Here is a 14830-nt window from a genome sequence, read left to right on the forward strand (position 1 = left end):
ACCCGGCCCACAGGAGACTGAACCGATGCTTCAAACAACCGCTGGGCGCACCGCACCCCATCTGTTCTGGAACCGACTGCCCGTCCCGGTGCAAGACAACCTCTTGCTGGGCAGCGTGGGCAAGCTGCACCTGATCACCATGGCCGAGCAGGCCCTCAATCAAGCGCTTTCAGGAACTTCAGCCCAGGCCTCCTTTTGCGCCTCACTGGGCGTGGACATGCTGCTGGCGGCCTGGGAAGAGGATCCGTTGGACGGTCAACTTGCCGGGCAACTAATGATGCTTCAGGAAAAAATTCCCGGCCTCCCCGAGCATTTGCTTGCCGTATTCGATTATGTGGCCAGGATGTGGCGACAGCCGGAACAAAACGCCTACTATGCGCGTTTGATCAATCGTCGAGACACCTCAAAGCTGCTTCATTTTCTTGAGCAGATGCTCGGCAAGGACCAGGAGAATCTCTTCTGGTGGCAACAGGCGCTCGCGGTGGGGCCCTACGAACAGGAATGGGAATGGATCGATGACTGCATGAACCGTCATTGGCCCGCGGCCATGCCCATGCTGGGTCAACGCATCCGTGCCGAACTGCGCATGTTGCGGGGGCTCCCGGTCACGAACGAGATGCTCGACATAGCCAAGGAAATAGCCATGTCCAAGGCATGTGGGCATCGGCTGCTGGGCGATCTGGCCTATACCGAAGGAAGACGCGAACAGGCGCTCCATCATTGGCGGCAAACCCTGCGCCTGCGTCCATGGCAGACCGGCCTCATCCTGAAGATGCACGATGTCCTGCAAGGCGTGGACAGTAAAAAAAAAGTGCTTCCGGGAAAAACGGCAGTCTTGCTGTACACATACAACAAGGCCGAGGAACTCGCCGTTACTCTGGACACTCTCCATAAATCCGATTTGCACGGCGCCAAGGTAGTGGTCCTGGACAATGCCAGTTCGGATCAAACTCCTGATCTGCTTCAAAGTTGGATAGAGAGACTCGGTCCGGAACGCTTTCAGGTGATCTCTCTGCCCGTGAACATCGGCGCCCCGGCGGCCCGGAACTGGCTGATGCACCTTCCTGAGTGCGACAAGGCGGATTGGCTCGTCTACCTGGACGACGACGTCAGCCTGCCGGAAGACTGGCTGGAGCGGCTTGGCGCGGCCCAAGCGGCCTACCCCGAGGCCGGGGTCTGGGGCTGCAAGGTAGTGGACTTTCATAACCCGGCCGCCATCCAGAGCGCGGATCTGCACGTACGCGAATTGAAGTCCACGGACCGCCCGGACGCTTCGGAAAGCTGGACCTCCTTCAGGCTGTCCAACCTGCACCATCAGGTTCTGGACCAGGGTCAGTTCAGCTATCTGCGGCCCTGCTCCTCGGTCACCGGCTGCTGCCACCTCTTTTCCCGGGACGTGTTGCTGGAATGCGGCGACTTTGACCTGCGCTTCTCGCCATCGCAATTCGACGACCTGGATCACGATCTGCGGCTGTGCCTGAACGACCGTCCGGCGATCTATACCGGCCACCTCGAAATCGGACACCTGAAGCGCACCGGACGGGCGACCCTGAACAATGCCAAGCAATACGGCAGCGCCATGGCCAACGAGTACAAGCTGCACCACAAGTACGCTTCGGACCAGGTGGAACAAATCGCCTCCCTGGACCGGAATGCGACCCGGGAAGACCTGCTGGCCAAGGTCCGGACCATGAAAGAACACGGCGAACTGCAGGAATGGATGTGAACCTATGCCCCACCACCATGTCGCCCATCTGATTCTCGGCGCCGGCCCCACCGGTTTGGGCGCGGCCCAACGCCTCCGGGAACTGGGCGTCACGGACTACCTGATCCTGGAAAAAGGCGCCCATCCCGGCGGCCTCTCGGCCAGTTTCCGCGACGACCACGGCTTCACCTGGGACATCGGCGGCCATGTGGTCTTTTCCCACTACGAGTATTTCGACCGTCTGCTGGACGACCTCCTGGGTCGGGACTACCTGGCACACCAGCGCAAGGCCATGATCCGCATTGCCGGAGCCTGGGTTCCCTACCCGTTCCAGAACAACATCCGCCATCTTCCGCCGGACCTGCAATGGCAATGCATCGAAGGATTGCTCAGCCTGAAAGACACAGCGCCGACCTCCGGGACTCCCGCCCATTTCCACGACTGGATCCTTCAGGTCTTTGGCAACGGCATCGCCGATCTGTTCCTCTTTCCCTACAACTTCAAGGTCTGGGCTCATCCGCCGGAAACCATGGCCTGGAACTGGATCGGGGAACGGGTCAGCGTGGTGGACCTGCGCCGCGTTCTGAAGAACGTCGTCTTTCAACAGGACGACGTGTCCTGGGGACCGAACAATCTGTTCCGCTTCCCCCTGTACGGCGGCACCGGGGAAATCTTCTCCCGCCTGGCCCGCCGCCATGCGGACCACCTCCGTCTCAACGCGAAGGTCACCAGGATCGACGCCACAGCAAGGATGGTCACCTGCGCCGACGGAAGCGCCATCACCTACGACAATCTGCTGAACACCGCCCCCCTGGACTGGCTGGTCCTGACCGCTCTGCGCACAGGGAGCGGTCCTCCCGAACCAGTCCGTGCCGCGGCCCGGAATCTGAAGCACAACGGAGTGCATATCCTGGGCGTCGGTCTGGACGGAACACGGGAGGACGACACCTGCTGGATGTACTTTCCGGAATACTCCAACCCCTTCTATCGGGTCACCAACTTCCACAACTACTCTCCCAACAACACGGGCCGCCCCGGCGAACAGCGCGCCCTGATGGCCGAGGTTTCCTTTTCCGGACACAAGCCCGTGGACGGCGCGGCCTTGTTGCACGAGACCATCTCCGGACTGGAGGACGTGGAACTGATGCGGAAGGATGACGCCCATCGCATCGTTTCCACCTGGGAACACGCAGAGGACTACGGCTACCCGATCCCCTGCCTGGACCGGGACGCGGCCCTGAACGTAATCCAGCCCTGGCTGGAATCCCTGGGCATCTATTCCCGGGGACGCTTCGGCGGCTGGAAATACGAGGTGGGGAACATGGACCACTCGGTGATGCAGGGCGTGGAATGGGCGGAACGGATGGTCCTTCAACGTCCGGAGGCCACCTACTCCCTGCCCCGGACCTCATGATGCGGGTCCCTCTGCTGTCCATCGTCATCCCGGTCAGCGACCAGTGGCCCTTGACCCGGCAATGCCTGCACAGCCTGCGATCCGCCACCCCCGGTGACTTCTTCGAAGTGATCGTGGTGGACAATGCCTCGCGGGATGCCACCCTGGAGGCTTGCTCTCCCTTGGGTCATGAACTGTTCGGGGAGCGATTCACCTGCCTGCGCCAGGACATGAACCTGGGCTTTGGACCGGCCTGCAATCTGGCCGCGCATAAAGCCCAAGGCGAACTGCTGTTTTTTCTGAACAACGACACCGTACCCAGTCCCCGCTGGTTCGAGCCTCTTCGCGAAGCCTTGGCCGCGGAGCCGGATCTGGGCGCGGTGGGACCGCTGCTGATCTATCCCCACACCCAACGCCGCGTCGAAAACCTTACGGAAGCGGAGGGGACATCGCAAATCAGTTCCGAAAGCCCTCGCATCCAGCACCTGGGAATCGCATTTTGCCTGCAAAAGCGCCCCCATCATCTCTATGAGCACTTTCCCACCCTGCACCCCCTGGTCAGGAAACAGCGCCGAGTCCTGGCCCTGACCGGCGCGGCTCTGCTTCTGCCGCGCACTCTGTTTCTATCCCTTGGCGGTTTTTTTCCCGGCTACGTCAACGGCTACGAAGACCTGGAACTCTGCGCCCGCATCCGCCAGCAGGGTCTGGGCCTGCAGTGCGTTCCGGAGAGTGCGATTATTCACTACTCCAGCCAGACCCCCGGCCGCTTCGACCGCGATCAGGCCAACGCCGGCCTGCTCCACGAACGCTGCGCCGCGCTGATCACCCCGGACCTACACCGCCAACTCGCCCGGGACGGCCTGAAACTGGACCTGACCCCATGGCTGCTGCCCCATGCCTCCCTGCCGGATGAGGATTGCGAACGTCTCGCCCCCCACGCCCGATCCCCCTTGCCCACCCTGCTCGACCTGCTGGAAGCCCATCCGCTCTGGAGCGCCGGGTACGAAGCCGCTGGTCGTCTTTTGCAAGAGAAGTCAGCCTGGACCCAGGCTTTAGAAATTCGCCTGCGCCAAGCCAACCTCCGCCCCTCCCTCGCCGCCTACACGCATCTGTTGCGGGCCGCGCTGAAAAGCGGAGAAAAGGATCTGGCCGCTGAAACGCAAAGCAAGATCACCATCATCAACCGCATTCTCGCCGAACCCCATGCCCTGCGCAAAAAAGCCGCGCAAATGGCAAATCAGGCCCGGATGCTGGGGGAGGACGACCTGGAACGGCTATATCGCGAGGCCTGCACGCCAGATCATTGACGACACAGTGACCAAATTCAGCTTACGATAATCGGCATCGCGCATTTCCCTGGGCTCATGGAAAGCACAGGCAAAGACTCCCCTTTCATCCGTGGTTCATTTTCCGGTACACTTTACAGTCTCAACCTATTTTACTTAGACTTCATGCCAAGTCCTCCAGAAAAAACTCATTGATCCTATACATCAAATCGGGCGAAATTCCTATGCAAACAATTGAATTCCAAACACGTATCGACAATAACGGACATATTGTTTTGCCGAAAAAATATCATTTTGCGTTCGGAAAAGAAGCAAAACTCCTCGTCTTGTTGCCGGATTTTCCGACACAAGAAACTCGAAAGCGACAACCGGGAAGTGCCAAAGGAATTCTCAAAATTTTGGCTGAAGACTCTGAACATCTCGATAATTTCAAAGACTACATGCCATGAACTTGCTCCTGGACACCCAGGCCCTGCTTTGGTTTCTGTTGGACGATCTCAGGCTGAGTCAAAAAGGGCGAGAGTTGATGATGCGCGCCGAGAGGACGGTTTTTGTCAGTCCCGCCAGTCTTTGGGAGATAGCCATCAAGATAAGTCTGGGAAAATACACCCTCCCAGAACCTTTTGAACACTTTTGGAACAGGCAACTACAAGAAAACGCACTGACCCTTTTGCCCATAACCCTGAACCACACATCGCGAATCATCAACCTGCCTTTTCACCACAAAGACCCGTTTGACCGTTTACTCATTGCTCAGTCTTTAGAGGAACAAGTCCCCATCGTGAGCAGCGATGCCATCTTTGATGCGTACGGTGTACATCGCTTGTGGTGAAGTGCTTGCCATGGAAGAATCGTCCCCCGTGATCCCCGTGCACCCTGTGGTTCAAACTTTTCATGCCAACCTCTGGAACTGCGCTTCCTCGGGCATACAGCACTTCATTCAAATGCCCAGAAGAAATATCCCTGGCTGTCCATATGGGAACGTATCCGGATCACAAATCAAGCAGACTGAAACATGAGACTGGACTCATCGCAAGTTGCAAGAATTTTGAAAATAGTTGCCGAACATGCCGGAAGCGACAGCCGCGTCTCCGTCTACGGCTCACGACTTGACGACAGAGCCAGAGGGGGCGACATTGATCTTTTCATTGAAACCGCGGCTCCCATGCCACGCTGGGAACAGGCTCGCATGCTGGCCGCTCTCGAGGACGAACTTGGCCTGCCGGTTGACATCCTCGTGAAGTGCGTTCATGCCCCGGACACTCCCTTTGAATCCATGGCCAGATCCCGGGCCGTGGTCCTGAACCAGGCTGAACAATGAACCACTTGCTTGAAGAATCCCAACGCCATCTGGGAGAATTGCTGACCGCCGTGGAGCGGTGCATCTATTTTCTCGAAGGCGCCCGCTCCAGGGTTTCCTGGCCCTTGACCGGTGACGAACTCTCCGCCCGCAACAAGGATCTCGACCTGTTCACCAACCTCTCTGCGGTCAACGAGCGGTACGCCAAACTCCAGGACACCCTGGGCACGGCCATGCGCCATGCCGCCCTGCTGGCAGGTGAGCCCACGGAGAATTTTCTGCGTGTGCTTGCGTTCTTCGAGAAAAACAGGGTCCTCGAATCCGTGAAGGACTGGCAGGCCATGCGCGCCCTGCGCAACCTTGCCGCCCACGAATACGGCACAAATTATGCCATCACAGCGGAACACTTCAACGCGATAAACTCCAGCACCCCGGTGCTGTACCGAATGGCCGCCCAATTTTCCCGTTTTTGCGCGAACAATCTGGCTGTCACGCCATCAACCTCCGACTTTTCCAGAGACGTCGAAGGCATCCTGCAGGCATGGATTGAGAGATAAGCCGAAGAACCGACACTCGAAAGGAATTTACCAGGAACTTGTTTCCCAGGGAACATTTCTTTCATCTGTGCCAATCTGCGTAATCTGTGGATAAAATAATCTTTTGCTGCTCTGAGCTGAGTAGCACAAAAAATGGAACACCCGAGTAAATTCATGCCGCCGCAACCGACCATCCGAGACAACATCTCCTGGCTGCACCGTTTCCAGGGCTATTTCGATCCCGCCCATGCCGTCTGGGCCGCGCAAAAACTCCTGGAGAGTCTGGAGCCGTCCCAGGATCCCCAGTCTGCCGCCCGCGTCGATTTGGCCGCCGGATTGTTGCGCCAGGCCATGGTGTTGAACCCTTGCGATCCCAATGTCCGCGGATTGCTGTTGCAGCTTCTGCCCATGGCCGGGTCATCTCCGGACTTTCAGGCCTGGTTCAATACCCTGCCTGACGACGCGACCGGATTGACCATGGAGCAGGCCCATCCGTTCATCGAGCAGTGCGGAGACGACCCGTCGCACCTGGAGCAAATTCTGACAACCTCCGGCGAGCCCCTGCTCCATTTTCTGGGGCTGAAAAAATTTTGGCAATGGGGGGAGAAGGAGCGGTTCGAGAGGTGGACCGAGCGGTTCACCCAAGGTCCGTATGGCAAGGCTACGGCTCCGCTACTGGCCTGGGCGACGTGGAAATCCGGAGATGAGCACCGGACCCGCGAACTGCTGAACAAGGGGCCGGAGAGTTTTCTCAGCCTGAACCTGCGCGCTGAATTGGCTCTGCACGAAGGCGAAGCAGACACGGCCAGAATGCACTGGCTGCGCTCCCTGGCCTGGGAGCCGCACCAGCCGCACCTGCGCTACCGCCTCTGTGAGCTGGATCAGCCCGCTCCGGATATGGCTCTGGTGGACAAAAACAAGGTGCACATCGGTTTCTATACCTTCAACAAGCTGGAAACCACCCTGCGCACCCTGGAAAGCCTCCTGGCCTCGCACATCGGCCCGGCCCAAATCACCCTGCTCAACAACGGCTCCACGACCTTCCCGCCGGAAGATCTGGACAGAGCGGTTCAGACTCTGGCCCAGGGCCGCCCCGTGAACGTGATCCATCTGCCCGTGAACATCGGCGCCCCGGCGGCCCGCAACTGGCTGTTCACCCTCCCGGAAACCCGTCAGGCCGACTACCTAGCCTACCTGGACGACGACGTGCTCCTGCCCGAGGACTGGCTGGCCTGCTACCTCCAGGATTTTCAGCTCTTCCCCAAAGCCGTGGTCGTGGGCCCAAAGGGCGTCAACCCCGGTGACATCCGAACCATCCAATACGTGTATCGCTATTTCCAGGAAACCGGCGACAAGACCATCCGCTTCACCAACAACGCCCCCCTGTTCATGGACCTCGGCCAGTTTGACTACCGCCGGCCCTGCCTGTCGGTCATGGGCTGCTGCCATCTTTTTGACCTGAAAAAGTGGGAACGACTGGGCCTCCCGGGCTTCGACGTCCGCTTTTCCCCTTCCCAGGTGGACGACCTGGAACACGACATCCAGATCTGGAAGGCCGGAGGGCAGGCCGTGTATGATGGACGGGTGGAGATGGTCAGTTCCTGCCACGATCAACGCCGCGCCCCCCAGGACGCGGCATGGAACGCCCATATACTGGGCAACCATATCAAGATGGAGCACAAATTCACGGAACGCGAACTGGCGGAGATTGATCGGGATTCACGTGGGGCGGATCAGGCTTTTTGGCGGGACATGATAAGCAATGACGGGAACCTCTTGAACAGGGCTTACGGATGATATGATTATTCAAGCCCCTCGGCTTTTGCCGCGGACAGCAGGCGAGAATCCCAGGCCGAGAAGAGAACACCTGAGGTTACTTGATCACGCAAACTCATCGCGGAGGCAAGATGGATGGAGTCGAAACCCCTCAAGGCGTGTTTTTCCGCAAGCTCTCCGGCCTGTGCGACCAAGCTGAAGTCGAGGGTGAGCACCACATAGCGGCCCCAGTCCCTTTCCAGAGCAAGCTTGATTTGCTGAAAGTCTTCCAAACTGAATGCCTGTTCACGGGTTCTCCTGGCAAAAGCAGCCCGCGCCTCGGCATAGGCAACAATGGATGTTGCGCAGTACGATGCGGATTCCACAAGCAATGCGACTTCTTCGGAGCCCTCTTCCTCGACATAGAGTTTTACGAGGCTGCTGGTGTCCAGATAGAGGAACATGTCACCGCCTATCCTCGACGACAGCATCGGCGACCCCTTTGCCCTTGATCTGGACACGATCCTGGAGAGCTTGCGGGCTGCCGCCGCCCCAGCTCGCTTTGCCGTCCAGGACCATCTGACGAACGGCGTTCTCGGTGTCGGACATGCCAAAAGGCGTGATCTTGGCAATCTGTTTCTTGCGATCCGTAAGGATGATCTCCTGACCGCTTTTCAACAATTCAACGTAATGCCCCATGTTTTCCTTGAACTGGCGTATGCCTACTGCTACCATGCCAAAACTCCTCAAATTCTTGCCCAACTGGTGATCGCAACTTGTAGAACATAAATATACAGCATTGAGACCACATGCGTCAATAATGTGTCCTCATTTTAAACTATCCAAGACAATGCCCAATCCCTGCCACCAGAATACGACATTATGGACAATTTGCAAATTTGATTTGCAAATTGTCCAAACAAATGATATCAAATTCCATAAGTCGATATCCAAGGTGGCGAAATGACCTATATCAAACGGGACATGGAAGAGTATCTGATCTCCATGTCCAAAAAATTTCCGGTGGTTACCCTGACCGGGCCAAGGCAGTCCGGCAAATCGACTCTGGCCCGAAAAGTGTTTCCGGAAAAACACTACGTCTCTTGCGAAGACCCGGACATACTGCTCTTTGCCCGACAGGATCCGCGCGGTTTCTTGAAGACTTATGAAAACGCGGTCATTGACGAGGCCCAGAAGGTTCCCGAGATCTTTTCCTATATCCAGACCGTGGTGGATCAACGGGATCAGCCGGGGCAATTCATCCTCACCGGCTCCAGTGACTTTTTGCTCTTTGAAAAGATCAGTCAGTCTCTTGCCGGAAGAACCGCCGTGCTCAGACTTCTTCCTTTTTCCCTGGGCGAAATATCCCCATCCCATCCTCGCGAAGATTATGAGGACTATCTGTTCACCGGCTTTTATCCGCGGATATACAAGATGGGCATCCCGGCGCAGGACTTTTATCCCGGCTATGTCCAGACCTATGTTGAGCGAGATGTGCGGACGCTAAAAAATATCTCCGATCTTGGGCAATTCCAGCTTTTTCTCAAATTGTGCGCGGGCAGGACCGGGCAGCTCCTGAACATGTCCGCTCTGGCCAATGAGTGCGGTATATCGCATACCACGGTAAAATCGTGGATATCCCTGCTGGAAGCCGGCTACATTGTTTTTCTGCTCCGCCCGTATCATCAAAATTTCGGCAAAAGACTGGTCAAGATGCCCAAGCTGTATTTTTATGATCCGGGCCTTGCGACATATCTCCTGGAAATCCAAAGCCCGGAACAGCTCCACACCCATTACCTGAAAGGCGCCTTGTTCGAATCCCTGGTAATCGTCGAGTTGATCAAGAAACGGTACAACCAGGGCAAGCAGATGAATTGCTACTTTTGGAGAGATAAAACCGGAAATGAGGTAGACTGCCTCATTGACCGGGGAGCTTCGCAGATCCCTCTGGAAATCAAGGCCGGTCGAACAGTATCCCCGGACTTCTTCAAGGGATTGGAGTATTACGTTAAACTTGCTGGGGATTCCGCGGCCAGGCCCTGTGTCGTGTATGGCGGCAACGCAAACCAGAACAGGAGCAATGCCGATGTGATTTCATGGAACAAGATCGAGGACTTGCTGTCTTGATGACACAAAACCAACCCCGGAGCACGACATGAACCTGCCGCAATCGGAAAACCAGTATGTGGAATTCAAATCCGAAAAGGTTGCCGCCAAGGACCTGACCGAGGAAATCGTGGCCTTTGCCAATGGCGAGGGCGGAGAAATCTGGCTGGGGGTGGAGGACGACGGGCAAGTGTCCGGCCTCTCCCGCACGTATGAAGCAGACGTCATGAACATCTGCCGCGGTGCCGTCAGGCCCCCCTTGACCCCGGAATACACCGAGTTCGTTGTTGACGCCAAAACAGTGGCCCGGATCATTATCCCCAAGGGTCCGGACCGTCCCTACGCCACATCCCGCGACCGCTATCTGGTCCGGGTCGGCTCCACCAAACGAATAGCCTCCCGTGAGGAGCTGATCCGCCTTTTCCAGGCCTCGGGCTTTTTTCACTACGATCTGGTCCCCCTGGACCAGGCCCGCACGGCTCACCTGGATCATTCGGCCATTGAGGAATATTTTTCCCGGTACCGGATCAGTTTCAGCGGGGAAAGTGAAGAAGAAAAAACACGCCTGCTCGCCGCCAGCGACATCACCGACGCAAACGCCAAACCCACCGTGGGAGGGCTGTTGGTCTTCGGCATCAACCCGGAAAGCATCCTGCACCAGGCCGGGATCGCCTTTGCCCACTTCAAGGGCTTGGAACTGGAATCGGACCTCTTGGACAAGAAGATCTTCGGCGGCAGCCTGCCGCGCCAGGTGGACAACGCCCTGGCCGCCATCAAGGCCAACATCCCCATTGGTTCAACCATCACCGGCACCCGCCGGATGGACGCCCCCCACTATCCGGACAAGGTCTTCCGGGAACTGCTGGTCAATGCCGTGGTCCATCGCAACTACAGCATCATCGGCTCCCAAATCCGGGTCTTGCTCTTTGCGGACCGGATCGAATTTCTGAGCCCCGGACGGCTGCCAAACACCGTGACCATCGAAAAGCTTTCCGTCGGCACCAGCTTCGCCCGCAACCCGCTTCTGGTCCGGCTGATGGGAAACCTGGGCTACATGGACCGGCTGGGGCGCGGATTGCCCATGGTCTGCCAGGAGCCCGGGAAATTGAACAAGTCGGTCACGTTTGAGGAGGCAGGGGAGGTGTTTCGCGTGGTTTTGGAAATGTAACTCAATTTCAATCAAGCCAATGTAAAACCACATAACCGTTACATCAAAAATTACTAATAAATCCAATAAAATAAACCTGATTACGCAAATCAACCATTTCTGACGTCTACAGCCATCTGGCTAAATTTGCTAATAATATTTTGACCATTGACCAGTCTCTCAAGAAAAGATGAACTTGGATCCTGAAGAGCGTGCCATAATCGAAAAAAACCGACATATTGCATTGGGCTCTGCCGAATAGGTCTTTCATATCGACCAAGAACATCATATCTGCTGTTTATATCCAGCGCCCTTGCGATGACTGTTCGCAAATCCGTTTCAGTGCTTTTATTCTGAATGGCCTGCTTGAGAACATGTGGGATATAACAAGATAAATAGTCGTTAAACAATGAATCCCCCAGAACAATTTTCTTGTTCCCCTTGGCTTTTTCATAAAACAATTCAACGCATCTCAAATAATCTAAATAATGTTGCACCGTGTAGAATCTGTTCGACAAAGACTCATCCCTCTTAACCCAGTGATACACAACATCCGGAATCCACGTCACCCTGGAAATGTGAAAAAAAAGGTGTATCAAAAAAGTTATATCTTCAGCCGTCCGCATGTTTTCTTCATTGTAAATCCCGAGTCTTTGAAGCATCCTGGTCGGAAACAACCAGGTCCAGTGCGCGCAGACAAACGGATTTGTCCCGAACTGGTGCGCCGCCTCACTAGGTTTGCAAATCTCAGGGAATCTCGGGGGACGAAATTCATGATACAATATCGATCCGTCCCCGGCATGCTCAACATGGCAAGCCCGCACAATGGCATTATGCTGCTTGTACGCCTTGTAGCGAAGCTCCAAAGAGTTCTCCGGCAGCAAATCATCCGGATCGGCAAAGCACAATGTCTCCCCCTTGGCTGCACGAATACCGTTATTTCTTGCAGCACCCGCCCCAAGATTCGTGGAATGCTTCAGAAGCTTGAAGCGCGTATCGCTTGAAGCGATGCCCTCGACGATCGCGGCGCTATCATCGGTGGAGGCGTCATCGATGAAAAGCGCCTCGAAATCATACAGAGATTGTCGCTGAAGACAGTTTACAAAGCGAGAAATATGGCTCTGCGCATTGTAAAGTGGAATGACTATTGATATGTATGGCATAAAATGTACATATAAAAATTTATTAGTATACATTGGAATTTGAGCAATAAGTGCATTTTGCACCAAACAGTAGCCAGTGATATGTGGCTAAAAAAACAACAGCTGCAGGTTTTAGTCTAAATATTTTTCACAACTTACATACATTTTGCAGTGAAATCATACATTTCCTCCATAACTTAAATATTCAGCTAAGATTTTTTTTATCAAACAATGATCTAATAGACAACTCTTGACGAATACTATATTATATTGCATTTCGTATTCAAAATCTCTTGCTATTGGAACAAAATCATTTAATATTAAGTATTTCATTATATCGTAAGAAAGCCATTCGTCTTTCCAGTTTTGAAAATACTCTACCTCAATATAAATACATGCAAATTGATGCAAAAAAGGTTGCATGCTTTCTAGTACTTCTCTTTGTGCTCCTTCCACATCAATCCATGCAGAAAAAGAACCGCTTATTTTTTTTGTTTCAATAAAATCAGACAATTTACGAGAAGGAACTTTTATTATATCATATTCACCTCCGTAACTTCTTTTATGAATAGAATGATAACCACGTTTTTTAGAATATTCTATCTGATTAATTTTTTTCAATACATGAAAATCTATCATTCCATTAATATTTGAAATGGCTGAATTAATATATTGTATTTTTTTGTAATTTTCAACTATACTATTTTTAAATTTTTCATAAACATAAGCCTAGGTTGAGCGATTACGATACATTCGCACTACAGTTCTGATTGCATAACATATTGTTTTTGTTTATAATTCTCTCCATTCAGGTCACTGCAAATATGCACCCCATGGGTGGAGGAGAATATGTCCAGAAACAATCACAACAAGGCTCATATCGTGAAAAAAGTTGAGGCCACCAACGAGACCTTGACCAGCCGGGCCGGCATCAATTTGTTCACGAGGTATCTGCATGCAATCCAGATCATCCCCTTGATTGAACTACTCTTCGGGAGAGTCCGCAAAAATTCAAAAGGGGCGTCCATCGTCGAGTTGTTCACTCAAATTTTGTGCTGGCACTTTGATGGTACCTGCCGTCATTTGTCATCCTTTGACACGCTGGCCAAAGACCCAGGATATGCGGCCAGCATTGAAATGGACCATAAACATATGGTTTCTTCGCATGCCATCAAAAGGTTTTTCAACTCGATCCCGTTACGTTTTTCGTCCATGTTTCGGATGCTGCTGATGCGCCTTTTTGTTTGGAGGCTGAACATCAGCAAGCCGGAACTGATCATCCTCAATATCGACGCCATGGTCATGGACAATAATGATGCTCCCAAGCGCGAAGGCGTCGAGCCGACTTATAAGAAAGTATGTGGTTTCGCACCATTGCAGATGACCTGGGGCAGGTTCATCATCGACGCTATATTTCGCAGTGGGAAGAAACACTCCAACCACGGCAACGATACCGCCAAAATGATCCACCGCGCGGTCAAGCTGATCCGGAGCAAATATTGCCAGGACGTGCCGATCATTGTTCGAATGGACTCCGGATATTGCGACCAGAAACTGTTCGCCGAAATGGAACGTCTCCAGATCGGATATATCTGCGGCGGCCGGTTTTTGCCTGATGTGAAAAGCTACATTAGTTCATTGCCCCAGAAAGCCTTTGATCGCCACTACGGCAAGACCGAGGAGGACATCTGGGAATACTGCGAATTCGGCGACCATCGCTCAACGTGGAAGCGTTTCCGCCGGGCCATCTTTTGGCGTCCACTACTGGAAGAGAAACGCTTTCTTCTCCCAGGAGCACGACCAGGAACCATGATCTACACCAATCTGGGCATGGGCCAAGCCATTGACGAACAACTCAAAAAATCCGGATATGAATACTTGACCAAGTCAGAAGAGATCATCAGCTCATATCACCAACGCGGAACGGACGAACTGGTCCATCGCTGCCTGAAGGATTTCGGTTTTGAACAGCTCCCCTTCAAGAACTTTGCTCCCAACGCGGCCATGTACTACACAATGCTTCTGGGGTTCTTTCTTTTCGAAACGTTCAAAGAGGACGTCAGTAATCCGGTGGTGTCCATATCCGCTACTCCGACCACCCTGCGCCGCAAGCTGGTGGATATAGCCGGGAAGATTGTCAGGACCGCGAAACAGGTCAAGCTTAAGGTGAGCGTTGCCGTCATGGAGGCTTTGAATTTCAAAGAACTCTGGGAGCGTTGCGCTAAGGCACCGCTTTTACTCTGGACTTAATCCTGAGCTTGGTCCTAGGGTTGATGGAAAGACAGAAGTATTGCGCCCAAAAAACGTTAAAGTGCCAATAAATTTGTTAAAAATTGCTGAAAAATTGAAAAATTAAGTCTACCTTCTCAGCAACATCGATAATTATCCTGATGCAAAGTCAAAACTTAACCTCAAATCGGCCCGAGTGGCTTGCGTGAATATTGAATCGATCAATTCAGG

The 14830-nt window shown here is 54.0% G+C and carries 14 protein-coding genes and 1 pseudogene; 11 read left to right on the forward strand and 4 right to left on the reverse strand.

Translation table 11 applies throughout. The features are described from left to right. Nucleotides 1-25 precede the first annotated feature (25 nt). The 8 genes from BLP93_RS11905 to BLP93_RS11940 all read left to right on the forward strand — a co-directional run bounded on the left by BLP93_RS11905 (nucleotide 26) and on the right by BLP93_RS11940 (nucleotide 8017). Nucleotides 26-1726 carry a glycosyltransferase family 2 protein gene (locus BLP93_RS11905; RefSeq protein WP_092121868.1) on the forward strand — a complete coding sequence of 567 codons (1701 nt, stop codon included), beginning with the start codon at nucleotides 26-28 and terminating at the stop codon, nucleotides 1724-1726. Between the two features lie 4 nt (nucleotides 1727-1730). Further along, complete coding sequence (locus tag BLP93_RS11910; RefSeq protein ID WP_092121871.1) at nucleotides 1731-3119, forward strand: protoporphyrinogen/coproporphyrinogen oxidase; 1389 nt, start codon at nucleotides 1731-1733, stop codon at nucleotides 3117-3119. Beyond that, nucleotides 3116-4405: a glycosyltransferase family 2 protein gene (locus BLP93_RS11915; protein WP_161946310.1), complete on the forward strand. Its 1290-nt coding sequence runs from the start codon at nucleotides 3116-3118 to the stop codon at nucleotides 4403-4405. Before BLP93_RS11910 ends, BLP93_RS11915 begins: the two co-directional genes overlap by 4 nt. Before the next feature lie 203 nt (nucleotides 4406-4608). Continuing rightward, nucleotides 4609-4833, forward strand: coding sequence for a hypothetical protein (locus tag BLP93_RS11920; protein ID WP_092121877.1), 225 nt, complete (start codon nucleotides 4609-4611; stop codon nucleotides 4831-4833). Next, nucleotides 4830-5216, forward strand: coding sequence for a type II toxin-antitoxin system VapC family toxin (locus tag BLP93_RS11925; RefSeq protein WP_092121880.1), 387 nt, complete (start codon nucleotides 4830-4832; stop codon nucleotides 5214-5216). The genes BLP93_RS11920 and BLP93_RS11925 overlap by 4 nt, the downstream gene beginning before the upstream one ends. A 183-nt stretch (nucleotides 5217-5399) precedes the next feature. After that, nucleotides 5400-5705, forward strand: a complete 306-nt coding sequence (locus tag BLP93_RS11930; RefSeq protein WP_092121883.1) for a nucleotidyltransferase domain-containing protein — start codon at nucleotides 5400-5402, stop codon at nucleotides 5703-5705. Next, entirely contained in the window at nucleotides 5702-6241 is a 540-nt protein-coding gene (locus tag BLP93_RS11935) for a hypothetical protein (RefSeq protein ID WP_092121886.1), read from the forward strand. Before BLP93_RS11930 ends, BLP93_RS11935 begins: the two co-directional genes overlap by 4 nt. Before the next feature lie 153 nt (nucleotides 6242-6394). Beyond that, nucleotides 6395-8017, forward strand: a complete 1623-nt coding sequence (locus tag BLP93_RS11940) for a glycosyltransferase family A protein (protein WP_161946311.1) — start codon at nucleotides 6395-6397, stop codon at nucleotides 8015-8017. Between the two features lie 5 nt (nucleotides 8018-8022). Here the strand turns inward: BLP93_RS11940 and BLP93_RS11945 are convergent, their stop codons facing one another. Beyond that, complete coding sequence (locus BLP93_RS11945; protein WP_092121892.1) at nucleotides 8023-8439, reverse strand: type II toxin-antitoxin system VapC family toxin; 417 nt, start codon at nucleotides 8437-8439, stop codon at nucleotides 8023-8025. A 1-nt stretch (nucleotide 8440) separates the two neighbouring features. Next, nucleotides 8441-8710: a type II toxin-antitoxin system Phd/YefM family antitoxin gene (locus tag BLP93_RS11950; protein ID WP_092121895.1), complete on the reverse strand. Its 270-nt coding sequence runs from the start codon at nucleotides 8708-8710 to the stop codon at nucleotides 8441-8443. A gap of 228 nt (nucleotides 8711-8938) precedes the next feature. Between BLP93_RS11950 and BLP93_RS11955 the strand changes: the two genes are divergently transcribed. Both BLP93_RS11955 and BLP93_RS11960 read left to right on the forward strand, forming a co-directional pair. Then, the gene (locus tag BLP93_RS11955) at nucleotides 8939-10102 is read left to right on the forward strand and encodes an ATP-binding protein (protein WP_092121898.1); all 1164 of its coding nucleotides are present in this window, start codon (nucleotides 8939-8941) and stop codon (nucleotides 10100-10102) included. Between the two features lie 28 nt (nucleotides 10103-10130). Continuing rightward, the gene (locus BLP93_RS11960; protein ID WP_092121901.1) at nucleotides 10131-11249 is read left to right on the forward strand and encodes an RNA-binding domain-containing protein; all 1119 of its coding nucleotides are present in this window, start codon (nucleotides 10131-10133) and stop codon (nucleotides 11247-11249) included. Between the two features lie 89 nt (nucleotides 11250-11338). Here the strand turns inward: BLP93_RS11960 and BLP93_RS11965 are convergent, their stop codons facing one another. Next, nucleotides 11339-12454, reverse strand: a complete 1116-nt coding sequence (locus BLP93_RS11965; RefSeq protein WP_139162990.1) for a glycosyltransferase family 2 protein — start codon at nucleotides 12452-12454, stop codon at nucleotides 11339-11341. Nucleotides 12455-12547: 93 nt separating this feature from the next. Further along, nucleotides 12548-13078, reverse strand: a pseudogene (locus BLP93_RS11970) (FkbM family methyltransferase); the annotation flags it as partial. A gap of 141 nt (nucleotides 13079-13219) precedes the next feature. Between BLP93_RS11970 and BLP93_RS11975 the strand changes: the two are divergent. Next, on the forward strand, nucleotides 13220-14620 hold the full coding sequence (locus tag BLP93_RS11975) for an IS1380 family transposase (protein WP_092121910.1): 1401 nt from the start codon (nucleotides 13220-13222) through the stop codon (nucleotides 14618-14620). Nucleotides 14621-14830: the final 210 nt, after the last annotated feature.

Source organism: Desulfonatronum thiosulfatophilum (assembly GCF_900104215.1).
GTDB classification, from domain to species: Bacteria; Desulfobacterota; Desulfovibrionia; order Desulfovibrionales; family Desulfonatronaceae; genus Desulfonatronum; species Desulfonatronum thiosulfatophilum.